This is a genomic window from Streptosporangium sp. NPDC049376, from assembly GCF_044466505.1.
GTDB lineage: Bacteria > Actinomycetota > Actinomycetes > Streptosporangiales > Streptosporangiaceae > Streptosporangium.
The window spans coordinates 365,274-387,782 of record NZ_JBITMT010000005.1 but is presented as its reverse complement, the minus strand read 5'-3'; the positions used below and the strand labels follow the sequence as shown (position 1 = coordinate 387,782).

At 70.0% G+C, this 22,509-nt stretch carries 13 protein-coding genes and 2 pseudogenes; 3 read left to right on the top strand and 12 right to left on the bottom strand.

The window, feature by feature from the left end:
- Positions 1-60: 60 nt before the first annotated feature.
- Positions 61-1,314 (top strand): transcriptional regulator, encoded by a 1,254-nt coding sequence (locus ACIBVQ_RS17285; protein ID WP_399178449.1) that lies wholly within the window; start codon positions 61-63, stop codon positions 1,312-1,314.
- Between the two features lie 149 nt (positions 1,315-1,463).
- Here ACIBVQ_RS17285 and ACIBVQ_RS17280 read toward each other — a convergent pair whose 3' ends face one another.
- The 6 genes and pseudogenes from ACIBVQ_RS17280 to ACIBVQ_RS17255 all read right to left on the bottom strand — a co-directional run bounded on the left by ACIBVQ_RS17280 (position 1,464) and on the right by ACIBVQ_RS17255 (position 8,282).
- Positions 1,464-2,369 carry a methyltransferase domain-containing protein gene (locus ACIBVQ_RS17280; protein ID WP_399178447.1) on the bottom strand — a complete coding sequence of 302 codons (906 nt, stop codon included), beginning with the start codon at positions 2,367-2,369 and terminating at the stop codon, positions 1,464-1,466.
- A gap of 223 nt (positions 2,370-2,592) precedes the next feature.
- Positions 2,593-2,646: pseudogene (locus ACIBVQ_RS17275) on the bottom strand (hypothetical protein); the annotation flags it as partial.
- A 150-nt stretch (positions 2,647-2,796) separates the two neighbouring features.
- On the bottom strand, positions 2,797-3,981 hold the full coding sequence (locus tag ACIBVQ_RS17270) for a hypothetical protein (RefSeq protein ID WP_399178445.1): 1,185 nt from the start codon (positions 3,979-3,981) through the stop codon (positions 2,797-2,799).
- Positions 3,982-4,352: 371 nt separating this feature from the next.
- Positions 4,353-5,855, bottom strand: a complete 1,503-nt coding sequence (locus ACIBVQ_RS17265) for a sugar ABC transporter ATP-binding protein (protein WP_399178443.1) — start codon at positions 5,853-5,855, stop codon at positions 4,353-4,355.
- 106 nt (positions 5,856-5,961) lie between these two features.
- Positions 5,962-7,080 (bottom strand): sugar ABC transporter substrate-binding protein, encoded by a 1,119-nt coding sequence (locus tag ACIBVQ_RS17260; protein WP_399178441.1) that lies wholly within the window; start codon positions 7,078-7,080, stop codon positions 5,962-5,964.
- 143 nt (positions 7,081-7,223) lie between these two features.
- Positions 7,224-8,282 (bottom strand): ABC transporter permease, encoded by a 1,059-nt coding sequence (locus ACIBVQ_RS17255; protein ID WP_352010591.1) that lies wholly within the window; start codon positions 8,280-8,282, stop codon positions 7,224-7,226.
- 193 nt (positions 8,283-8,475) lie between these two features.
- Here ACIBVQ_RS17255 and ACIBVQ_RS17250 point away from each other — a divergent pair, with 193 nt between their 5' ends.
- Positions 8,476-9,315, top strand: coding sequence for an SDR family NAD(P)-dependent oxidoreductase (locus tag ACIBVQ_RS17250; protein ID WP_399178438.1), 840 nt, complete (start codon positions 8,476-8,478; stop codon positions 9,313-9,315).
- Entirely contained in the window at positions 9,312-10,820 is a 1,509-nt protein-coding gene (locus tag ACIBVQ_RS17245) for a GMC family oxidoreductase (protein ID WP_399178436.1), read from the top strand. Before ACIBVQ_RS17250 ends, ACIBVQ_RS17245 begins: the two co-directional genes overlap by 4 nt.
- Positions 10,821-10,859: 39 nt before the next feature.
- Here the strand turns inward: ACIBVQ_RS17245 and ACIBVQ_RS17240 are convergent, their stop codons facing one another.
- From ACIBVQ_RS17240 to ACIBVQ_RS17215, 6 genes and pseudogenes are all read right to left on the bottom strand, one after another.
- Positions 10,860-11,102, bottom strand: a complete 243-nt coding sequence (locus tag ACIBVQ_RS17240) for a hypothetical protein (RefSeq protein WP_352010588.1) — start codon at positions 11,100-11,102, stop codon at positions 10,860-10,862.
- Positions 11,103-11,164: 62 nt separating this feature from the next.
- Positions 11,165-12,298, bottom strand: a complete 1,134-nt coding sequence (locus tag ACIBVQ_RS17235) for an esterase-like activity of phytase family protein (RefSeq protein ID WP_362909110.1) — start codon at positions 12,296-12,298, stop codon at positions 11,165-11,167.
- A gap of 313 nt (positions 12,299-12,611) precedes the next feature.
- The gene (locus ACIBVQ_RS17230; RefSeq protein WP_362773574.1) at positions 12,612-14,120 is read right to left on the bottom strand and encodes an MFS transporter; all 1,509 of its coding nucleotides are present in this window, start codon (positions 14,118-14,120) and stop codon (positions 12,612-12,614) included.
- 256 nt (positions 14,121-14,376) lie between these two features.
- Positions 14,377-16,047, bottom strand: a complete 1,671-nt coding sequence (locus tag ACIBVQ_RS17225) for a condensation domain-containing protein (protein WP_399178433.1) — start codon at positions 16,045-16,047, stop codon at positions 14,377-14,379.
- Positions 16,044-16,223: pseudogene (locus ACIBVQ_RS17220) on the bottom strand (MbtH family protein); the annotation flags it as partial. The gene ACIBVQ_RS17225 and the pseudogene ACIBVQ_RS17220, both read right to left, overlap by 4 nt.
- A gap of 72 nt (positions 16,224-16,295) precedes the next feature.
- Positions 16,296-22,319: an amino acid adenylation domain-containing protein gene (locus ACIBVQ_RS17215; protein ID WP_399178431.1), complete on the bottom strand. Its 6,024-nt coding sequence runs from the start codon at positions 22,317-22,319 to the stop codon at positions 16,296-16,298.
- Positions 22,320-22,509: the final 190 nt, after the last annotated feature.

Here is a 22,509-nt window from a genome sequence, read left to right as displayed (position 1 = left end):
AGTCGGGGACGGAGGAAACTAGAGGAAAGAGCCTTTCCCCTTCCCGGAAGAGGTGCACCCGTGGCTGACGAAATTCCCCCCTGGGCTGCGCGACTACGCGATGAGCGGCGCAGTCGTCAGTGGTCACAGCGGGACATGGCCAAACGGCTGATGGAGGTCGCCAACGAGGAAACTCGACGCTCCCTTCCCTTGCGGGAGAGCATTGTCCGAAATATCGGAAATTGGGAAGCGGGAAAACATGAACCCAAAGATCCCTATCGTGTCCTGTATGCACACGCTTTCGGGATTGCCGAAGACCGCTTGTTCAGCGATCCATACAAAAGGCCCCGTAGGACGCCCGAAGAGATCCTGGCGCGGGTTCTACCAGAGGGAGATCCCAAGGCGTTGCTCACCACCGGGACGGGGCGCCGGATCGGCATGGGCGCCGTCACCGACCTTTCAGCGCGCGTCCACGGCCTGAGACTGGCTGACGACGTCCTCGCCGGAGGCGACCTCATCGAACCAGCGTTCCGTGAACTGGACACCGCCGTACGGCTCTACCGGGAGACGGTTCACACCGAAGAAGTGGGCCGGTCACTACTCGTCAGCGTCGGAGAGTTCGCCCAGATCGCCGGATGGGTCGCCAGCGACGCCGGGCGCCACGAACAGGCAGCTCAGGCCTACCGGCTCGGTATCAACGCGACGCGGGAAGCCGGAGACGCCGCCCTGGAGTCCTACCTCCTGGGGTCGCTGGCCTACCAGATAACCAACACCGGTGATCCCGGCGAGGGCGTCCAACTCGCCCACGCGACGTTGAAGACCGCCGAACGACACCCTTCACCTGGGGTACGCGCGCTCGCCTGGGATCGGTTGGCCTGGGCCCACACTCGTGTGGGAGAGGCTCAAGCCGCGATGAAGGCACTCGGGCAAGCCGCCACGGCGTTCGCCGTCGGCTCTCGGGATGCTGACCCTCCTTACGTCTACTGGGTGAACACCGGAGAACTCCAGATCATGGAGGCCCGGGTATACACCGAATTGGGCCGACCGCTCAGGGCGGTGCCCCTGCTGGTTGACGTGCTCGGCCGCTACGACGCCTCACACACCCGGGAACTTGCCCTCTATCTGTCGTGGCTCGCGGTCGCCCTGGCAGACGATGGCGAACCAGAGGAAGCCGTTCGTGTGGCATGGCGCATGCTGAATCTGTCGGGAGAGGTGGTCAGCGACCGGCTCGCCCGGCGTTCCCGCGTCATCCTGGAGCATCTTCAGCCGTATCGCGACCTTCCCGAGGTGCGGGAGTTGTTCGCCCATCATCCGATGCCGCCGAACAACAGATGATCGCTCAGTCCGATCCCCTCCCAGCATGACGACGCCCCGCCGGTCAGTGATCGGCGGGGCGCGCTCTTGCGGATCACCGGTGAGCCCTCCGAGCCGTAGACCTGCAAGAATCCCCAGTTCGGGAAGGACCCCCAAAGCCCGCATGTCAATCATGCGGGTAGATCCCAGGTTGGGCCGGTGGGGTCGCCGAGCCATACGTACTGGCGTTCGCGGGTGGCGGTGAGGCCGAAGGCGGACTGGTGTGGTGATCCGGCTTCCCGCCACGACAGGATGGCCTCCTCCACCGCGTCCCACAGCCGAACCGGACCGTGCTGGTGGACGATCCACCCGCCACCCGGGGCGGGTCTGGTGTCGGCGCGGGAACCGGTGGAGACGTCCAACAGGATCGTTGTCTCCCCCGCTGACGAGCGTTGAGCGGCCGGTACAGCCAGTTGGGCGACGAACAGGGCGGCCTCGTCGTCCAGGATCGCCGGGTCGATCCTGCTCTCCCGGGCCTGCCCGATGCCGGTCGCCACGGGCGGGCGGGGCGGCGGCAGGTGGGTGCGGGCACGCATGAAGTACCAGCCCTGCTTCAGGAAACGTCCGCTGGCCGTACCCTCGCCGTCGAGAATGAGGTGGACGGAGGCGACGCCGTCCAGCCAGCCCCACATGGGGGCGGTGATGGTTCCTCCGGGACTCGTCTGCTCCAACCAGGCGGTGGGGATGGTCCGGACCGAGCAGGTGCAGATCAGCCGGTCGTACCCGGTGCCGTTGGCGTGACCGTGCAGGCCGTCCCCCACGACGAGAGTGGGCGCGTGTCCCGCCCGGACGATGGCCTTCCTGGCGCGTTCGGCCACAGCGGGGTCGTACTCGATCGAGGTCACCGCGTCGTCGCCGAGACGTCGGCACATCAACGCGGTCGAGTAGCCGGTCCCGGTGCCGATCTCCAGCACCGTGTCGCCCTCGCCGATCTCGGCGGCCTCCAGCATCCGCACGACCAGGCTCGGGAGCGTGGACGACGAACCGGGTGCCCCGGTCACCGGCCCGGCCGCCTCCTCGGCCAGAATCCCGTCCACCTGGGTCACCCACGTCCCGTCTGTTCATCCCACACCGGCGGTGTTCACCACAGCAGCAGGACCGGCCGGTGGCCGCTCGATCGACGAGGACGAGAGTGCCGTCCACGATGACGAAGGCATACCGGGCGCGCTTGGCGGCCTGCAGAGCCTGATTCAGGAGCGGCGATCGATGGGCGGACAGGGTGATCGCCTCACGGGTATAGCGCCAGACGGTGGCCACGCCGACCTCGAAAACGTCCGCGACCTCGGCGAGCGTCTCTCCTTTGCGCAGACGCACGAGAACGAGCAGAGCTCGGCGGCTGGGGCTGAAAAGACGTCAGGGCGAATTGATCGCCTGGCGGTGGCGGCGAATGAGGCCGGACAGGTAGGACAGTAACCGCCATGGCGAGACGGGATGTCCAAGGAGGAGCGGACATCGGTCGGCAGGTCAGACGTTCTTTCCGTGAGCTATGTAATATGCGAGGTCCCGCAGCAGGGACGCTTTCATCATGTCCTCCGGTTCAAGCCGTAAAGCGGGCAACTCTTCAGCGGCCCGTTGCGCAGAGTCGCGGTCTTCGTCGAGGGCCAGCCGCAGAATTCTCAGCAGGGTGAGATGCCGCGTCTGCTCCACGTGGGCCGGATGATCGACGTGTGTGAGGTAGATGTCCCCGTCGGAGTCGCCGGGCGAGATGGGTTTGCGGTACGGCTCCCCGTTTCGGACACGATTCGCGAACAACGACCGTTCCGCATGACGCAACGCGTCGCCTACCTGGTCAGCCGCCACCAGCAGATCGTCCCGCAGGCGCCTGGAGTGTTCGTTCCTGATCCCGCTCTCAACCAGACGGAGCGCCTCCGTCTCCAGAGCCGTTGTCGCGGGCGAATAACGAAGAGCGATATCGATCACCATCTTGACGAGGTCATGATGGTGCCCGAACGAGGGATTCCTCGCGATGGCCGTCAGGCCGGGAATTGTGTCCAGATAAGGGCGCAGGGAATCATCCGCCTTGAACGGAACCTCGAACGGTTGTGCCCTGGCGGGAGGAGGCGTGTTCCCGCACACCACCATGAGATGCCGCCGTCCCAGCCAGTCCCTATCGATGCGGACGCCACTCAACCGCTCACCAAGCGTCAATGCGGTCACCAACCCGTCGTCCTTCCAGTCCGTCACCTCTATGGGGAGGTTGCTCAGCCATTGAAGACCCGTCTGCGGAGTCATCGAGTCCAGATTTCCGGTGTCGAAATCGGCGATCACACGCCCTGCTTCGGCGTACGAGACCGCCACCGGCCGGTGCAGCATCCATCGCACCGTGAGTGCGACGCCCTCGACCGAAACATCCCGCAGGCGCGACGGCACGTGACCGTGAAAGATCTCCAGCAGGACGATCCAGTCCTGGTGCTGAGCCGCCAGCATCACCACCCAGTCGTTCTCCCCGTCGTCTTCGTCGATCAAGTCCCAGGCCTCCGCCTCAGCCTCTGGAAACGACGCCGGTGAGATCGACGAAGGATCACCGCCGAGGACCCGCACCACTTCGTCCAGAGTGTGGCCGCTGATCCAGCTGACGCACCCGTCGTCAGGGAGATACGCGCGGGCATCCGCGTATTCATATCGAAGTGAATCCATGACCTCGTCCACCAAATAGAAGAACCTGGGTGGGTGGGCGTTTGAAAACGCCCACCCACCCAGCCGACACTCGTCCGAGAAAATCCTCTGTCCTGTGGTGGCCCGGCGACCGGACCATCGTCCTGGCATGAGGACTTTTCTGGAGCCTCCAGACGAGAAATTCAGTTCGAAGCACTAATTCACATCGAGCCTGGGCGGCCATCGCCCTGCGGCATCTCCATCAAGGCAGAAGTGGTCAACAGGAGCCACAGAGAGGCGGTCGGCGGGACGGCGGCAGACAAAGACCCGACGCCTCCGCAGAAAGCTATCGCCGCCGTCCCATCGACGCACCTGGCTCAAGACCATCGCTTCCTCGGCCAGGATCAAACGTCCCTCAGAAGGGATCAGGATCCGCCGGTGTTCATGGTTTCCAGGATGTTGTGCTGGGTCAGGGATTCGCCTTCGAGGATGGCCGCCACCCTGCCCCGGTAGAAGACCGCCACCCGGTCACACAGGGAGGCCAGCTCCTCCACGTCGGTCGAGCAGAGCATCGTGACGGTCCCCGTCTGGGTGGCCGAACGGATCAGCGTGTGCATCTCGGCCTTGGCTCCCACGTCGACGCCCCGGGTCGGGTCGTCGAGCAGCAGCACGGAGGGGTCGGCGTCGAGCCACTTGGCGAGCACGACCTTCTGCTGGTTGCCACCGGAGAGCAGGCCGGTGCGCTGGTCGACGCTCGAACAGCGCAGGCTCATCCGTTCGCCGTGGTCACGGGCCCGGGTGCGCAGGGCCGTACGGCGCAGGAAGAGTCCGTCGCGGTTGAGGGCCACGGCCCGCACCTGGGCGATGTTCTCCCAGATGGGCTTGTCCAGCATGAGGCCGAACCTGCGGCGGTCGCCGGAGACGACGGCGACGCCCGCCGCGATGCTGCGGCGCAGCCCGTTGGGGGCGCGGCGTCCTGAGGGGAGCCGCACCTCGCCGCTGTCGGCTCTGCGCAGGCCCGCGACCAGTTCGAGCGTCGCCTGGTGTCCGGAGCCGGCCAGGCCCGCCAGGCCGAGGATCTCCCCGGGCCGTACGGTCAGCGACACCTCGGACAGCGCGCCCCGCGATCCGGCGTTCACGATCCTCAGCTCGCCGCCGGCCGTCTCGGGGGAGGCCGTGAGCGCCGCCTTCTCCTGGACCTGGACGGTCTTGTCCCCCAGCATGGCCGTGACCACCTCGGCCATGGACAGCGACTTCCTGTCCTGGGCCTCCATGACGACCTGGCCGTTGCGCAGGACGGTGATGACGTCGCTGAGCGCCATGACCTCTTCGAGGATGTGCGAGACGAAGACGACGCCGACCTGGTGTTCGCGCAGGACCCGTACGACGTTCAGCAGCCGGTCGGCGCTGGCCTGTTCGAGCGCGGAGGTCGGCTCGTCCAGGATCAGGACGCGCGGCTTGGTCAGCAGCGCCCTGGCGATCTCGACGAGCTGGCGCTGCGCCAGGGAGAGGTCGCCGAGCCTGGTCCTGACCGGGACGTTCAGGCCGAGCTGGTCGAGCACCGGGGCGGCGGCCTCCGCCATGGCCCTGCGGTCGAGGAAGGGTCCTCTGCGCGGGCCGGTCACCGGGTAGAGGTTGGCCAGGATGTCCAGGTCGGGGAAGAGGTTGAGCTCCTGGGACACGACGGCGACGCCGTGCCGCGCGGCGTCACCGGTGTTGCGGAAGCGCACCTGCTTGCCGTTGAGGGTGATACCGCCCCGGTCGGGGGTCACCGCACCGGACATGATCTTGATCAGCGTCGACTTGCCCGCGCCGTTCTCACCGAGGAGGGCGTGGACGGAGCCCGCCTCGATGTGAATGCCCGCGTCCTTGAGGGCGACGACGCCCCCGTACGTCTTGCCGATGTTCCTGGCCTCCAGGATCGCCATGGTGTGCGCTCCTCCTACTGCGGATGCTGCGGGCTGACTGTCGGGGAGAGGGGGTACGGCGGGGCGGCCGGGCCGAAAGAGCGGGGTGGCCGACCGCCCCGCGGAATCAGTTGGCCTGTCCGATGGGCTTGAGGTAGGTGTTCGGGTCGGCGAGCTGCTTGTCCACGACCGCCTTGAAGTAGGCGGCCCGGCTGGTCTCGTCGGCCTGCCGCTTGATGATCTCGTCCACGTTGTCCTTGTTCACGACCAGCGTGCCGGGGTTCCACCAGCCGGTCGGCACCGGCTTGCCGGTCCGCTTGCTGTCGATGAGCAGGCGCATCGCGATGTAGCCCTTGAGCCAGTGCTCGGGCGAGGAGAGCGCGAACAGCTGGCCCTTCTTGACGGCCTGCAGCGCCTCCGGCGGGATGTCCGCCGAGCCCGCGAGGAAGTCGCGGCCGGTCTGCTGCTTGATCAGCGGCAGCGAGACGCCGTCCTGGCCGCCGACGCCGAGGAAGGCGATGGCCTTCGGGTTGGCCTTGACGATGCCCTGCCAGGCGTTGAAGTTGTCGGTCGGCTCGGACTTGGCGTCGAACGGGCCCTTGATCGTCAACTTGGGACGCTTGGCCTTGATGACCGAGACGAGCCCCTCGATGCGCTGGTTGAGCAGCTGGAGGCCGGGGATGTCGTTGCCGATCACGACGTCGCCGGTGGCGTCCTCGGGCACGTGCTTGATGAACTCCTCACCGAGCGCGACGCCCAGCTCGGTGTTGCTGTTGCCGACGAAGAGGCCGACCTTGGTCCCGGGCGGGGGCGCGGTGTCCACGGCCGCCATCGGGATGTTCTGGTCGGTCGCCTGGTTGATCGGCCGGACGAACAGGTCGGGGGTGAGGGTCTCCAGGCCGATGCCGTCGGGGGAGTTCCTGATCGCGGACTGGAAGAGCTGGACCTGAGCGGGGCCGTTGACCCCGACGGGGGCGGCCTGGTTGAGGGTGACGTTGCCGTCCTGGTCGGCGGCTGCCTTGGCGCCGAACGCCATCTCCTGGAACGGGTTCTGGGTGGACGTGGCGTAGATGAAGCCCATCTTCAGGGGCTTCTTGGCGTCCCCTCCCCCGCTCGCGCCCGCCGTCTCCTGCGAACCGGACGAGCCGGACGGGCCAGAGGAACAGGCCGTGAGCGCGATGGCCGAGGCGGTGAGAATCGACAGGGCGGTGAACGTACGGCGGCGGCGCCTCGGTCCAGCGGTCATGGGTTGGCTCCTCTTAATTTCTATTTTTATGGGATAAATCAGGTTTCTCCGGATAGCCGAGTTCGGCTCACCGGGTTTTGTTAGAGGTGGATGGAACAGTCCCCACAGGCCGTTCCCCGCGGGTCCCCGCAGGCCGGAAGGCCCTACAGGCCGAGCGCCTCGTCCTTGCGCCTGCGGCGCCTGCGCAGCAGGCTGTCCAGCGAGACGGCCAGCAGGATCACCGCGCCGGTGGCGAAGGAGCTCCAGTTGACCGGGATGTTGAAGTACTGCAGGCCGCTGCCGACCACGGCCAGCAGGATCGCGCCGAAGATCGCGCCGACCACCGTCGCCGTGCCGCCGCGCAGCGGGGTTCCGCCGATGACGGCCGCCGCGATCGCCTGCAGCTCGAACCCGGTGCCGATGTTGGGGTCACCGGAGGTGAAGAAGGCCAGGCCGAGGGCTGCGGCCACACCCGCGAGCAGGCCGACCAGCACCAGGACCTGCATCCTGACCCGGTTGGCCGAGATGCCGGAGAAGGTGGCGGCGTCGGGGTTGGAGCCGATGGAGCGCACCCGGTAGCCGAAGGAGGTGAAGCGCAGCACGACCGTGAGCACGATCGCGAAGATGATCAGCACCCACACGCTCGTGTAGACGCCGAAGATCTTGCCGCCCAGGATCGTGAAGAAGGAGTCCTCGACCGGCATGCCGGTCACCTGCTGGCCCTCGCTCAGGGCCAGGGACAGTCCTCGGTAGACCGACAGGGTCGCCAGCGTCGCCACGATGGTCGGGATGCCGATGTACTGCACGACGAGCGCGTTCACCAGGCCGAGGACGCCGCCGAGCACGACGCCGAGCAGCCCCGCCAGCCACGGGGAGAGCCCCTGGTTGATCAGCAGGCCCATGCTGATGAGTGACAGGCCGAACATCGAGCCGACCGAGAGGTCGATCTCCCGCATGGAGATCAGGAAGGCCATGCCTCCGGCGAGCAGGCCGACGTAGACCGACGCCTGCAGGGTGTCGAGCAGCTGCGCGGCCGACAGGAAGTCCGGGTGCAGGATGCCGATGACGACGACCAGCGCGATCGTCGCGACCAGCACGCTCATGGACTCCATCGCGGGAACGCGGCGCGCCAGGGCGGCAAGTCCACCGCCAGGACGCTCCCCCGGAACATCCGGGGCGTCCAGCGCGGGCGTCCCCTTAGTTCCGACATCGTCGACACTCACGGCGTCCCTCCGTCTCTTGTCGTGGTACCGGACTTCCGCTAAGGCTCCCGGACAGGGAGGTGAACGTACTTGACCCTGAGTGACCACTCCTTGTCTTTCGCTCACCCTGTCCCTCTCCGGCGAGGTGCGCGGAGCTTACCCGTGGTTAGCGTGACTGTCATCGCGCCTGGCGTGACTCAAGAAGGACATAGAGGTGAGCACACTCGTGAACCCCTTGGAAGGCCCCTTGAAAGACAGGGTCGCCCTGGTCACCGGAGGTGGCTCGGGCATCGGTGAGGCGATCTGCAGGCGCCTCGACGCGGACGGGGCGACCGTGGTCGTGCTCGACCGGGTGAGGTCGGCGGCGGAGCTGACCGCGGGGACGCTTCGTAAGTCCCACGCGCTGGTCGCCGACGTGTCCGACTCGGCCTCGGTCGACTCGGCGGTCGCCGAGGTGGCCGCCACCCACGGCCGCCTGGACATTCTGGTCAACAACGCCGGGGTACGCGGCGGGCAGGAGGCCGAGGACGCCTTCGCCAGGCTCGACACCCGTCTCGACGAGCTGCGGACCGACGGCACCGCGGCCACCACGGTCGACGCCACCGTGAGCATCTCCGACGAGGCCTGGCGGGACATGCTCGCCGTACACCTCGACGGCACGTTCTACTGCACCAGGGCCGCGCTGCGGGTCATGACCGGGCAGCGCTCCGGGGTGGTCGTCAACGTCTCCTCGATCTGCGGCCTCACCGGCTGCGAGCACCTGCCGCACTACTCGGCGGCCAAGGGCGGCATCCAGGCCCTGACCAGGGCCGTGGCCCGCGACGTCGCGCCGTACGGCATCCGCGTCAACTGCGTGGCGCCCGGCTACATCGAGACCCCGCTCGGGTCGGTCATCGGCGGGCGGATGCGCGCCGACCTTGAGGAGCGCATCGCCCTCGGCCGGTTCGGACTGCCCAGGGAGATCGCCGACACGGTGGCCTTCCTCGCCGGGGAGGGCGGGAGCTACTTCACCGGTCAGACGCTCAGCCCCAACGGCGGCCTGGTGATCGCATGACCCGACTCCAGGCCGACGTGATCGTGGTCGGCGCCGGTTCCGCCGGGTCCGTGCTCGCGCGCAGGCTCGCCGACGCGGGGGCGAGCGTGCTGCTCGTCGAGGCCGGGCCGCAGGGACGCTTCCCCGCGGTCGACGACCCGACGCGGATGCATGAGCTGTGGGACTCCCCCCTCGACTGGGGTTACCGTACGGTCCCGCAGCGTCACGCCCACGGCCGCCGGCTGCACCTGCCGCGCGGCAGGGCCGTCGGCGGGTCGCACAACCTGAACGCCATGATCTGGGTGCGGGGCAACCCGGCCGACTACGACGACTGGGCCGCCAGGGGCAACCCGGGGTGGGCGTGGGAGGACGTGCGGCCGGTCTTCGCCAGGATCGAGGCCGTCGACTCGGCGCAGAGCCGGCCGCGTGGCCCGCTGCACATCCTGACCGGCTACGAGCCCTCGGCCGCCCACCTGGCGATCGTCGAGGCCGCCCAGCAGGCCGGGCTGCCGTTCAATCCGGACTACAACGGGGCGTCGCAGGACGGCGTCTCCTTCATGCAGTTCACCATCCAGGACCACCGCAGGCTGACGACCGCGGACGCCTATCTCGGGCCGCTGGCCGGGCGTGACGGGTTCACCCTGGTCTCCGGCGCGCACGTCCACCGGCTGCTGTTCGAGGGCGAGCGCTGTGTCGGCGTCGAGTGGGAGCGCGACGGCGTGCTCGAACGGGGTCTGGCCGGGCACGAGGTCGTGCTGAGCGCCGGGGCCATCGGCTCGCCGGAGATCCTGCTGCGTTCGGGCATCGGCGACGCCGGGGAGCTGGGCGCGCACGGCATCGCCGTACTGGCCGACCTGCCCGGGGTCGGGCGCAACCTCCAGGACCACTGGCTGGTCCCGGTGATCGCCGGGATGGAGCGGCAGCTTCCCGTCTCGCACGGGCTGCCGCGCACCCAGAGCCATCTGTTCTGGCGTAGCAGGCCCGATCTGGCGGTGCCCGACCTGCAGCCGCTGCACTTCGACGCGCCGTTGTACGAGCGGTGGATGGAGGGGCCGCCGGACGGCGTCTCGCTCATGGCCGGTCTGGTCCGCCCGGCCAGTCACGGCGACATCCGGCTCTCCGGCCCCTCACCGGCGGACCCGCTGCTCATCGACCCCAACGTGCTCGCCGAGCACGCCGACGTCGAGGCGCTGGCGGCGGCCGTACGGCTGTGCCAGGAGATCGCGGCGGCTCCCGCGCTGCGGGAGGACCTGGGGGCCTACGAGCTCTACCCGGGGGCGCTGGCCGACACCACCGAGGGGCTGTACGCCTACATCAGGGAGAGCGTGGTCACCTACCACCACCAGTCGGGCACCTGCAAGATGGGGGTGGACGAGGCGGCGGTGGTCGATCCGAGGCTGCGGGTCCACGGCGTCACCGGGCTGCGGGTCGCGGACGCCTCGATCATGCCCGCGGTGACGACGGGCAACACGAACGCCCCGGCCATCATGATCGCGGAGCGGGCCGCGGAGTTCATGACCTCCTGAGGGAGTGTCCCGGCGGCGGGCGACCGCCGCCGGGACGCGTCACTTGTCCTCGCCGGTCTCCCTGACCTCGGCGTGGTCGAGGTCGATGTCGTAGGTCACCGGGAACAGGCGCCGCAGGGCCGTGTCGACCCCTCCGCCGGGGTTGATCTCGAACACCACCTTCTTGCCGCCCCTGGTGATGTCCCTGACCTCCTTGACGACGTGTTCGTGGCTCTGGTCCGTGTGGTCACCCGACCTGCGGACCGCCTCGGGAACCCATGTGTTCTCGTCCTCCCGCGCCACCGCGACCTCCTCGACCCGGTATGGGATATGTCACCCGCAACCAGGCTAACTCCGGCGACCGCTCAGTGGTCCCGGACGGCGAAGGCCAGGAACTGGGTGATCTCACTTTCGTCGAAGTTGTCGTCGGAGCCGACGACCAGGACGCGTTCGCCGGAGGCCAGGCGCGGCCCCCAGCCCAGGCTCTCCAGGTTCTGCACCGTCGCCCCGCCGGCGTTGAAGTCGTGGACCAGGCGCTTGGTGACGGCCCGGTACGGCGCGCCGCCGGTCAGACTGTCCCTGCCCAGCACGTTCGTCGCGCCGCGCAGGTCGATCTCGTACAGCTTGACCCGGTAGCCGACGCCCTCGATCCAGAACCGTTCGAGGGACAGCAGCCGGTCGTCGTCGACGGCCAGGATCTCCGAGACGCCGCCGTCGTACCTGCCGGTCTCCGGGACGGGGGCGGCGGGCAGCCGGTCGATCGGGTAGGCGTACTGCGCGCGGGTCCTGCCGTTCCTGTCCCACACGGTGATGCGGGAGAGCGCGCCGCGCTCGGTCGTCATGATGTCGCCGTCCTCGAAGCGGGGTCCCTCGACGATGGCCGCGATGCCGTGGGGGGTGAAGGTCAGGCCCTCGAACCCGGCGTTGTGGCGGGGGCCCGAGGTGGTGTTCGTCATCGTGAGGTTGCCGGGGATCGGCAGGCCGCCGCGGTCGTGGCCGCCCCGGTCGACCCAGCGCAGCGACATCTGGACGACCGGGTTGCCCGTGGTGCCCTCCCTCGGCCTGTCCCCCTCGCTGCTCCACAGGATCCTGCGGCTCCACGGGTCGAAGCGGATGGCCTCCGGGTCGGCGGCCTCGGGCTGGCCGTAGCCGGGGTAGGGCGTCCCGTCGGGGCGCAGGAGGGTGGTGACCCCGGTGATGCTCACGCCCTCGAAGCGCCGGGTGAGCGGGTTGATGTCGATCTTTCCGGTGTAGTAGCGGGCGGGGTTGTAGCGCGCCCGGTCGTCGGAGATGAAGTACCACGTTCCGGTGAGCGGGTCGCGGTCGATGCCGGACAGGCCACCGACGACCGTCCCCTGGAACTGGGCCCTGTGCGGCAGGTCCCGCTCACCGAGGAAGTGGGTGATGCGGATCCCGTCGGCGGGCGCCGCCGCCGCGGGCTGCGCCTGGACGGTTCCCAGCCCGGCCATCATCACGACCGCGAGGAGGGCTCGCGTCATTGTTCGCCGATTCTTCATGCGTTTCTCCGAATCCCGAAAATGCCTCATACAGAACTGGCGGAGACATGAGACCGCGAAACGCGACGACTGTCCACGGAAATCGGAATCCGGGTGTACGGCTGGCCGGAGGAGGCCACGGAGAACCCGGCAGAACACGCGTCGAATCACTTTCCCGGCGACGGCGGAGGCCGTGATTGACCTGGTCAGCGACCCAACAAGGGCCGCAACCCCCTTAAATACGAAGAAAACTCAAGAACAGAAAAAAGGGCCGATAAATGTATATTTATCGGCCCTTTTCTAAGGTGAGCGAGGCTCAGACCTGCTCCACCTGTTCCCGGGAATCCGCCGGAGACCCGGCCCCCTCCATGACGGGTGTCGCGATCGGGCGCAACAGGGCCCAGGCGATGAACGCGGCGGCCACCGAACCGACGGCGCCGACGATCATGCCCGAGGACATCGCGTTGACGAAGGCCGCCTTGGCGGCGCTCGCCAGCGACGGGTCGCCGAGGGAGAGCGCGACGGCGATCGACTCCTTGGCCGGAGCGGGCGCGCCCTCCGGCATGCCCGAGGAGTAGGCCGCGGCCAGGACGCTGCCGAGCAGGGCGACGCTGAGCGCGCCACCGGTCTGCTGGACGGTGTCGTTGAGCGCCGAGCCGATGCCCGCCCGGTCCGGCGGCACCGCGCTCATCAGTGAGGCGTAGGCCGCGGGCCCGACCAGTCCGCCGCCGACGCCCATCACCATCAGGCCGCAGATGAACAGGCCGTAGCCGCTGTCCGGCGTCAGCCGGGTGAGCACCACGAAGCCCGCCGCGAACACCAGCATGCCCGCCGTCACCAGGGTGCGGTTGGACAGCTTCTTGCCCAGCGTCGCGCCCAGGCCGTTGAAGACGATGGCCGCGATCATGTAGGGGATGAGCGCCAGGCTCGCCTGGAGGACCCCGTACCCCAGGACGAACTGCAGGTACTGGGTGAGCATCAGCAGCAGGCCGCCCGCGGAGAAGGCCAGCAGCACGATCGAGAAGCTGGCGCCGCTGAAGTTGCGCTCACGCCAGAGCCCGAGCGGCAGCATGGCGTGCGGGTTGCGCCGCTCCCAGAGGAAGAAGACGGTCAGCAGCACGATCGCGGCCAGCCCGGAGGCCAGCACGGCGGGCGAGGTCCAGCCCCGCTCGGGCACCGAGATGATCATCCAGACCAGGGCGACCATGCCCGCGGTCGACAGCACCGCCCCGAGGAGGTCGATGGGCCTGGCCTGCCCGCGGGACTCCGGCATGAGCAGCAGCGCCGCGGCGATCGCGATCACGCTGATCGGGACGTTGACCAGGAAGACCGAGCCCCACCAGTAGTGGTCGAGCAGGAAGCCGCCGAGCGAGGGCCCGGCGATCCCGCCGGCCATGAGCACCGAACTCCAGGCCGCGATGGCCTTGCGCTGCTCGGACTGGTCGAAGACGTTCATGATGATGGACAGGGTGCTCGGCATGAGGAACGATCCGCCGAACCCCATCAGCGCCCGGCAGGCGATGAGCTGGGCGGGGTTCTGGGCGAACGTCGCGATCAGCGAGGCCCCGCCGAACAGCGCCAGGCCGATGACCAGGAAGCGCCGCCTGCCGTAGCGGTCGGACAGGGCGCCGACCGTGAGCAGCACACCGGCGAAGGCCAGCATGTAGGCGTTGATGATCCACTGGATGTCCGCCGGGGTCGCGCCGAGCTCCCGCATGAGGGAGGGGATGGCGAGGTTGAGGATGCCGTTGTCGACGACCAGCACGAGCAGGCTCAGGCAGAGGACACCGAGGATCAACCACCGTCTTGGGTGGGGGGACGACATGACTACTCCATGACTCGTACGGTGTTCGAGACCTTTCTCGCACACCGTACTATAGAACTCGCACATCGTGCGAGTTCTTAATCGACGCCCTTACCCGCTCCCTTCCGATGGGGGTTTCCGGCCGGTGCGGCGCGCGGCCACCGCACCGGCCGGAAGTTCACATCACGACATGTCACCGCACGTCAGGACGACTTTCGGCGTGTGTCGCGGTCCGGCCAGCACCAGGAGGACCAGGGGCCTCCACAGGAGCGGCGCCTCACCGGCCCGTCCCCTCTTCGAGCACCGGCAGGGCGGCCCAGCCGTCCGGGGAGGCGGGCGCGCCGTCGTGGACCACGTAGTGGTGGGGGGCCATCGCCGCCATCCGTCCTGACAGCCTCCCCACGCAGGCGGTGTGGACCTCGACCGGCGAGACGGGCCCGGCGAGGTGGCACACCAGCCGCCCGCCGTCCTCGGTCACGTGGAAGGGACGGTCCCCGACCGCGTCGCGGACGAGCCGCTCGACCTCCGGCAGATGGACCCAGCACGCGTCGATCGTCGTCCACCCCTCCCCCCGTTCCAGGGGAACGACCCCGGTCAGCCCGGACACCTCGGACAGCGGCACGTCCCGGTCCGCCGCCTCGATGAGCAGCCGTACGATCCCCTCGCCGAACGCCTCGGCGTCCGCGCGCGGCAGGCAGCGCGGGTCGGCCCAGAGGGTGAAGTCCACCTCCCCCTCGACGGTGCGCACCCACAGTGAGACGCGGGTCGGCATCGTCGCCTTGGGCAGCCAGTGGGAGCGCACGTCCTGCTCGTACTCCTCGGTACGGCCCGCCCGGCGCCCCTGGCCGTGGACGCTCATGTCGTTGAAGACGATGTCCCTGGCGAAGAAGACCCCCCTCGACCGCTGCACCTCCTCCATGACCTGGATGAGCGCGTCGGAGTCGAACCGGCTGTTCTGGTAGGCGGCCAGCGCCGCCGCCCTGGTACGCCGCAGCACACCGTCGAACGTGGGCTCGTCGAGGTCGATCGGGACCAGGGCGTCCTGGGCGAGCGGGCCGACGTAGTCCCGCAGTTCGGGACGGAACCGGTTGCCCGAGATCGCCAGGGCGACGGCCGTACGCTGTCCCGACCGCAGCCCGGCGAGCAGGGTGTAGGCGGCGAGCACGGCGGCCGAGCGGCTGACGCCGGTGCGGGCCCCGATCCGTCCCAGCGCCCGGGCGGCCACCGTCGAACGCACCTGCAACCTGGGCATCAGCCAGTCGTTGTCGCCGTCGTCCACGGAGGCGGTGAAGGTCGAGCGGGGAATCCGCTCCAGGTTGGTCCGCCAGTACTCGATGGCGGCCTGCGCCCGCTTGAGGCTCGCCGGGCTCCGCTCCGTCCACGCCACGTCGAGCGGCTGGGGGGCGGTGACGGGCTCCGGGGTCTCCCCGAACAGCAGGCGGTTCAGCTCCACCCGCAGCAGGCTCAGCCCCACGGCGTCAACCGTGGTGTGCGTGAGCACCAGGATGACGCGCTCGGGCACCCCGTCGGAGAGGGTCACCGCCGCCCGCACGGGAAGCTCCCCCTCCGGGTCGAACCGTACGGCCTGCAGCCTGGCGGCCACCTCGTCGGCGAGGTCGGCGGAGCCCTGTGAATCGTGCACCCCGATGACCAGTTCGCCCTCGCCCGCGACGTGCTGGAGGCCGTCGCGGAACGTGGTGCGCAGCGACTCGTGCCGGGAGATGAGCAGGACCACGGCCGCGACCACGTCGTCGAGCGTCTTCCCCGGCGGGACGGTGAGCACGAAACCGTAGTTCATGTGTTCCGGCGGGTCGGTGAGCACGCAGCGGATCATGTTGGCCTGACCGGAGGTCGGCGGCCCGCTGGCCGTGCGCCCGCCCTGGAAACGGACCACGAGCCCGGCGGGGCTGCCGGGCAGGGCCTCGGCGACCTGCCCGCCCGCGCTCATCGGGCGCTCTTCGGCCGCAGGTCGGTCCACACCTGTTCGATGTGCTCCAGGCACTCCTGTCTACTGCCCGAGGTCCCGTCCGGCCGCCAGCCTCCGGGGAGGGGGCGTTCGGCGGGCCAGATCGAGTACTGCTCCTCGTGGTTGACCACGACTTGGTAGGTCACGGGGGGATGCTCCTTGCTGTGGTTGTGCGGAAAAGCCGCCGCCGGACCGGGCGGCGGCCTTTCCGTGGATGGGGTCCCGGCCGGTCAGGAGGCCCCTTGGGCGAGGCGGGCGACCTCCTCGTCGGAGAGCCCGGCGATCTCCGCCAGGAGCAGTTCCTCGACGAGACCGGCCAGACCGGCGACCGTGCTGTTCTCGAACATCGCCCGGATCGGGATGTCGATGTCGGTGATGGCCCTGATCCGCGCGATGACGCGGGTGGCCAGGAGCGAGTGACCGCCGATGGCGAAGAAGTCGTCGAGCGCGCCGACCTCCGCGGCGCCGAGCACCTCGCAGAAGACCTCGGCGACCAGTTGCTCGGCGTCGGTCCTCGGCGGCACCGAGGGGGCGCGCCGGTCGATGGACGGCGCGGGCAGCGCCTTCCTGTCCACCTTCCCGTTGCGGGTCAGGGGCAGCTCGCCGAGCGTCACCCACACCGAGGGGACCAGGTAGGACGGCAGGCTCCCGGCGAGGAAGCCGGGCAGCTCGGCCACCGGGTCCGCGCCTCCGTCCTCAGCCACCACGACGTAGCCGACGAGGGTGTCCTCCACCGCGGTGACCACGGCCTGCCGTACGGCGGGGTGGGCCAGCAGGCGCGCCTCGACCTCGCCCGGCTCGACCCGGAAACCGCGCACCTTGATCTGGTCGTCGATCCGGCCGAGGAACTCCAGGTTCCCGTCGGGACGCCAGCGGGCGCGGTCGCCGGTGCGGTAGAGGCGCTCACCCGGCGCGCCGTACGGGTCGGGCACGAAGCGCTCGGCGGTCAGGCCGGGGCGCCGCAGGTAGCCCCTGGCCAGGCCCGCGCCGCCAAGGCACAACTCGCCGGGGGCGCCGGGCGGCACGAGCGAGCCGTCCTCGCCGAGGATCGCGGCGTGGACGCCGCCGATGGGCCGCCCGATGGGGGGCCGCTCCCCCGCCTCCCCCACGCGCGCGCCCGGCCCGGCGATCTCGGCGGCGGTCGCGATGATCGTCGCCTCGGTCGGGCCGTAGGTGTTGACGAGGCGCACCCGGTCGCCGAAGCGTTCGCGCCACCTGGCGACCGCGTCGGCCTTCAGCTCCTCCCCGCCCAGGATGACCAGCCGCAGCGCGGGCGGCCAGGCGATCTCGTCGATCTGGCCGACCAGGTGGTGCCAGTACGCCGTGGGCAGGTCGAGCACGGTCACCCTGCTCCCCTCCGGCGTGGCGAGCAGGTCGGGCAGGGTCACCGCGCCCTCGGGCAGCAGTTCGAGGCGCGCCCCCGCCGCCAGCGCCGGGTAGATCTCCTCGGCGTGGGTGTCGAAGCTCAGGGTCGCGAACTGCACGACCCGGTCGTCGGGGCCGAGGCCGTACTCCCCCGTCATCCAGGCGACCCGGGCGGCCAGGCCGTCGTGTTCGACGAGCACGCCCTTCGGCGTCCCCGAGGAGCCCGAGGTGTAGATCACGTAGGCGACCCCCTCGGCCGCGACGCCCTCGATCTCCTCCTCGACGAAGGCGCGCCGCTCCTCGGGCAGCGCCGGGTCGAGCGGCAGGTAGGCGGCGCCCGCACGCCAGGCCCCGAGCAGCGCCGCGACGCCCTCCGGGGTGCGGTCGACCGGGACGACGGCGATCCGTCCCCTCTCGAAGCCCGCGGCGGCCTTCTCCGCGAGTTCGTCCAGCTCGTGGTAGGTGACGACCCGTCCGGCGCAGCCGAAGGCCGGGGCGTCCCCGCGCTCCCGCACGGCCCGCGCGAGCAGTTCGGGCACCGGCACCGGGGCGGTCAGCGCCGGTCCGCGCGAGGCGGTGGCGAGGAAGGCCTCGTCGGCCTCGGTGAGCATGGGCAGCTCGGACAGGCGCCGGTCGGGGTCGGCGATGATCCCGCGCAGCAGGGTCTCCAGGCGGGTGGCGTACGCCTCGGCGGTCGCCCGTTCGAACAGCGTCGTGTCGTACTCAAGCTCGACGTACAGGTCCCCGGCGTCGTGCCAGGCCTCAAGCATCAGGTCGAACTTGGCCTGCGCGCGGCCCCCGGAGAACTGGCCCGCCGACAGCCCGGGGAAGGGCTTGGGCACCCGCCCGGAGTTCTCCGTGTGCAGGACCGCCATCGTCTGGAAGACGGGGGTGCGGGTCAGGTCGCGTTCGATCTGGAGCGAGCCGACGAGTTCCTCGAACGGCAGCCCCTGGTTGGCGAAGGCGTCGAGCACGGTCGCGCGGGTCGCGGCGAGGAACTCGGTGAACGTCGGGTCGCCCGACAGGTCGCCGCGCAGCACCGGGACGTCGGTGATGTAGCCGATGACCGACTCCAGCTCGACGGTGTCCCTGCCCGCGTTCGAGGTGCCGACCAGGATGTCGTCCTGGCCGCTGTGCCGGGACAGCAGGACCTGGTAGGCGGCCAGCAGGGTCATGAACAGCGTCGCGCCCCTGCGGCGGCCCATCGCGACGAGCGCGTCCGCCTCCGCCGGGTCGAGCCTGAAGCCCACGACGGCGCCGTGCCTGGTGCCGCCGACCGCGTGCGGCCGGTCGGTCGGCAGGGCCAGCGGGGTCGGGTCGGCCAGCTGGGCGCTCCAGTAGTCGAACAGCTTCGAGGAGTCCCGCCCGCGCTGCCACACGACCAGGTCGCCGAACTGCAGCGGCACCGGGGGCAGCGAGCCTCCCGAGTACAGCACGGCCAGTTCGTCGCGCAGGATGTTCAGCGACCAGCCGTCACCGAGGATGTGGTGGGCGACCACGCACAGGACGTGGTCGTCGGGGCCCTGCTCGATGAGCGTGACCCGCACGGCCGGTTCCCCGGTGAGGTCGAAGGGGGTGTTCACCCGCTCGGGGACGAGTGTCGTCGCGTCCCCCTTGAGGTGTTCGATCTCCACCGGCCTCGGCGGGTCGATCACCACGACCGGCTGGCCGTCCACCTCGGGGAACCGGGTGCGCAGGGTCTCGTGGCGGGCGACGACCCCGTCGAAGGCCCTGCCGAGCGCCTCGACGTCGAGGGAACCGGTCAGCCGCAGGACGAGGTTGATGTTGAAGGCGGCGTTGCCCGCGGGGTCGAACCGGTTGAGGAACCACAGCCGCTCCTGCCCGGGCGACAGCGGCGGTGTCATCCCCGCGGGGCGCGGGACGGGCACGTCGCCGAGGCCGGTGTCCTCGGTGTCCAGCAGTTCGGCGAGCGCCGCGACCGTCGGCCTGGTGAACACCTCCCGCACCGGGACGCGCACCGGCAGCCGGGCGGTGACCATGGTGGCCAGCAGGGAGTGGCCGCCGAGGGCGAAGAAGTCGTCGTGCGCGCCGACCGTCTCGCGCCCCAGCACCTCGGCGAACACCTCGGCGACCAGGCGCTCGTTCGGGGTGCGCGGCGGCGTCGTGTCCGCGGTGGTCAGCTCCCGCATGGCCCCGGTCAGGATCGCCGGCAGCGCCTTGCGGTCGACCTTGCCGTTGGGGGTCAGCGGCAGTTCTTCCAGGACGACGAACGACTGCGGCACCAGGTAGCCGGGAAGCTGGGCGGCCATGTGCTCGCGCAGGGCGCCGGTGCCCGGCAGATCGGGTGCGACGACGACGGCGACCAGGGTCTCCTCGTGCACCGTGGCCACGGCCTGCCGTACGGCGGGGTGGGTCTCCAGGACGGCCTCGACCTCGCCGAGCTCGATCCGGTGACCGCGTAGTTTGACCTGGTTGTCGGTCCTGCCGAGGAACTCGATCGTCCCGTCCGGCAGCCAGCGGCCCACGTCCCCGGTGCGGTAGAGGCGCTCCCCCGGCCCGCCGTACGGGTCGGGCACGAAGCGTTCGGCGGTGAGGGCGGGCCTGCCGAGGTAACCGTCGGCGACGCCGAGGCCGCCGATGAACAGCTCGCCCGGCACGCCGAGCGGCGCCAGGCCGCCCGCGGGGTCGAGGATGTGCACGGTGTTCCCGGCGATCGGCCGCCCGATCACGATCTCGTACGGTTCCACGGGGATGTCCCACGTGGTGGAGTAGATCGCCGTCTCGGTCGGGCCGTAGCCGTTGATCAGGCGGTTCGTCCTGGACCGCAGTTCCCTGGCCAGTTGCGGCGGGATCGGCTCCCCCGCGGTCACGCCCGTGACCTTTGGCAGGTCGCCCGTCAGCAGGACGCGCCAGCCGGACGGCGTCGCCTGGACGTGGGTGACCCCGGCCCTGCGGGCCAGTTCGGCGACCGCGGTGCCGTCCCTGGCGTCCTCGGCGACGACGACCCTGCCCCCGGTGACCAGCGGGAGGTACAGCTCGATGGCGGAGATGTCGAAGGCGATCGAGGTGAGGGCGAGCCAGGCGTGCTCGGGGCGGGCTCCGACCAGGGAGCCGATGGCCAGCAGCGTGTTGGCCAGCGCGGAGTGCGGTACGGCCACGCCCTTCGGACGGCCGGTCGAGCCGGAGGTGTAGAGCACGTAGGCGGTGTCGTCCAGGTGGGGACGGGGCAAGGCGACGGCCGGGTCCGCCGGGGGCAGGCCGAGAAGGTCGTCGTCGGTGAGGACGAGCGCGGCGCCGGAGTCCTCGGTCACGTAGTCCACCCGCGCCTGCGGGTAGGCGGGGTCGACGGGCAGGTAGGCCGCGCCGGACAGGGTGACGCCGAGCAGCGCGACCAGTGTGCCGGGGCCCCTGCGCACCCTGACCGCGACCAGCGACCCCCTGCCGACGCCTGCCTCGCGCAGCCGTACGGCCAGCGCGGTCGCCCTCGCGCAGAGTTCGGCGTAGGTGAGGCCGGGGCCGTTCTCCGCGGTGACGGCGACGGCGTCGGGCCGGGCGGCCACCTGGGTGAGGAACATGTCGGCCAGCGTCTCGCTCGGCCGTTCCGCGGGGTTCGCCCTGTCCAGCAGCCACCGGCGTTCCCCGTCGGGCAGGATGTCCAGGGTGCCGACGGGCGTGTGCGGCGCGTCGAGCGCGGCGGCGAGCAGGACGGGCAGCCGGGCGGCGAGCCGTTCCGCGCTCTCCCGGTCGAACAGGTCGGTGCTGTAGACGAGGGAGCCGGACAGGCCTCCGTCGGGCAGGGGCCACAGGTCGAGGGACAGGTCGGTCCTGGCGGCGGCCCAGCCGGGCGGGAAGGACTCCTCGCGCAGGCCGGGCAGCGGGCCCTCGCTCACCTCGCCGCTCTGGGTGTGCAGGGCGAAGATCGTCTGGAACAGCGGGGTCCTGCTGGCGTCGCGTTCGAGGCCGAGTTCGCCGAGCAGCCGTTCGAGCGGCACGTCGGAGGCGCCCATGGCCTGGATGACGGTCCTGCGGGTGCGCCTGAGCGCCTCGTCGAAGGACGGCTCGTCCGACAGGTCGGCCCGCAGCATGAGCATCCTGGACAGGAAGCCGATCATCGGTTCCAGCTCGGTGCTGTCGCGGCCCGCGACGGGGGTGCCGACGCAGAAGTCCGTCTGGCCGCTGTGCCGTGACAGGAGCACCTGGTAGGCGGTCAGCAGCACCATGAACGGCGTGGCCCGCCGGGCGCGGGCGAACTCCGAGACCCGCGCGACCAGCTCCGGGGGCAGGCCGAAGACCAGTTCGGCGCCGTCGCCGCTGCGTTGCGGAGGGCGCTTCCTGTCGGTGGGGAGGTCGAGCGCGGGGACACCCGACAGGCGCGCGGCCCACTCGGTCACGTCGGCCTCGTCCTGTCTGGCGCGCTGTTCACGGACGTGCTCGCCGTACTGCAGGGCCAGCGGCGGCAGGGGGTCGCGGCCCGCGTAGTGGTGGGCCAGTTCGTCGCGCAGCACGATGACCGAGGCGCCGTCGGCGATGATGTGGTGCAGCGTCACGGCCAGGACGTGGTCCCGCGCGCCGAGGCGGACGAGCGAGGCCCGCACCGGCGGCGCCGCGGACAGGTCGAAGGGGGCGTTGGCCCGTTCGGCGACGATCCGCCTGGCCTCCTCCTCCGAGCCGGCCTCGAACCGGTCGATCGTCACGGTCTCGGCGGGCAGGACCACGGCGGCGGGCCTGCCGTCGATCTCGTCGAAGCGGGTGCGCAGGGTCTCGTGCCTGCGCACGACCGCCGCGAAGGCGGCTTCGAGGGCGGGGACGTCGAGTTCGCCCTGTAGCCGGTAGGCGTGGCAGGTGTTGTAGGAGTGGTCGCGGGGGTCGAAGCGGTGAAGGAACCAGAGCCGTTCCTGCCCGTAGGAGAGCGGCTGGATCTGTTCCATGGCTTACCACCCAACTATGACGCACTTACTGGAAAGTTTACTTACAATTGCCGAGACGGCGACAGTGAACCACGCGTTGCTGGAGCGTTACAAGCCCCCTTTTTGCAGGACTTTCTCTCTCGACGCTGGTGTGCCGCATTGACGAATCGGCGCCAACTTTAAAGACACTTTCAAGTAAGAACGCCTTTTG

Bases quoted from the DNA above. Each gene is read 5' to 3' on its own strand.
- ACIBVQ_RS17230 (WP_362773574.1), bottom strand. From the start codon at position 14,120: ATGTCGTCCCCCCACCCAAGACGGTGGTTGATCCTCGGTGTCCTCTGC.
- ACIBVQ_RS17265 (WP_399178443.1), bottom strand. From the start codon at position 5,855: ATGGCGATCCTGGAGGCCAGGAACATCGGCAAGACGTACGGGGGCGTC.
- ACIBVQ_RS17215 (WP_399178431.1), bottom strand. From the start codon at position 22,319: ATGGAACAGATCCAGCCGCTCTCCTACGGGCAGGAACGGCTCTGGTTC.
- ACIBVQ_RS17260 (WP_399178441.1), bottom strand. From the start codon at position 7,080: ATGACCGCTGGACCGAGGCGCCGCCGCCGTACGTTCACCGCCCTGTCG.
- ACIBVQ_RS17235 (WP_362909110.1), bottom strand. From the start codon at position 12,298: ATGACGCGAGCCCTCCTCGCGGTCGTGATGATGGCCGGGCTGGGAACC.
- ACIBVQ_RS17225 (WP_399178433.1), bottom strand. From the start codon at position 16,047: ATGAGCGCGGGCGGGCAGGTCGCCGAGGCCCTGCCCGGCAGCCCCGCC.
- ACIBVQ_RS17245 (WP_399178436.1), top strand. From the start codon at position 9,312: ATGACCCGACTCCAGGCCGACGTGATCGTGGTCGGCGCCGGTTCCGCC.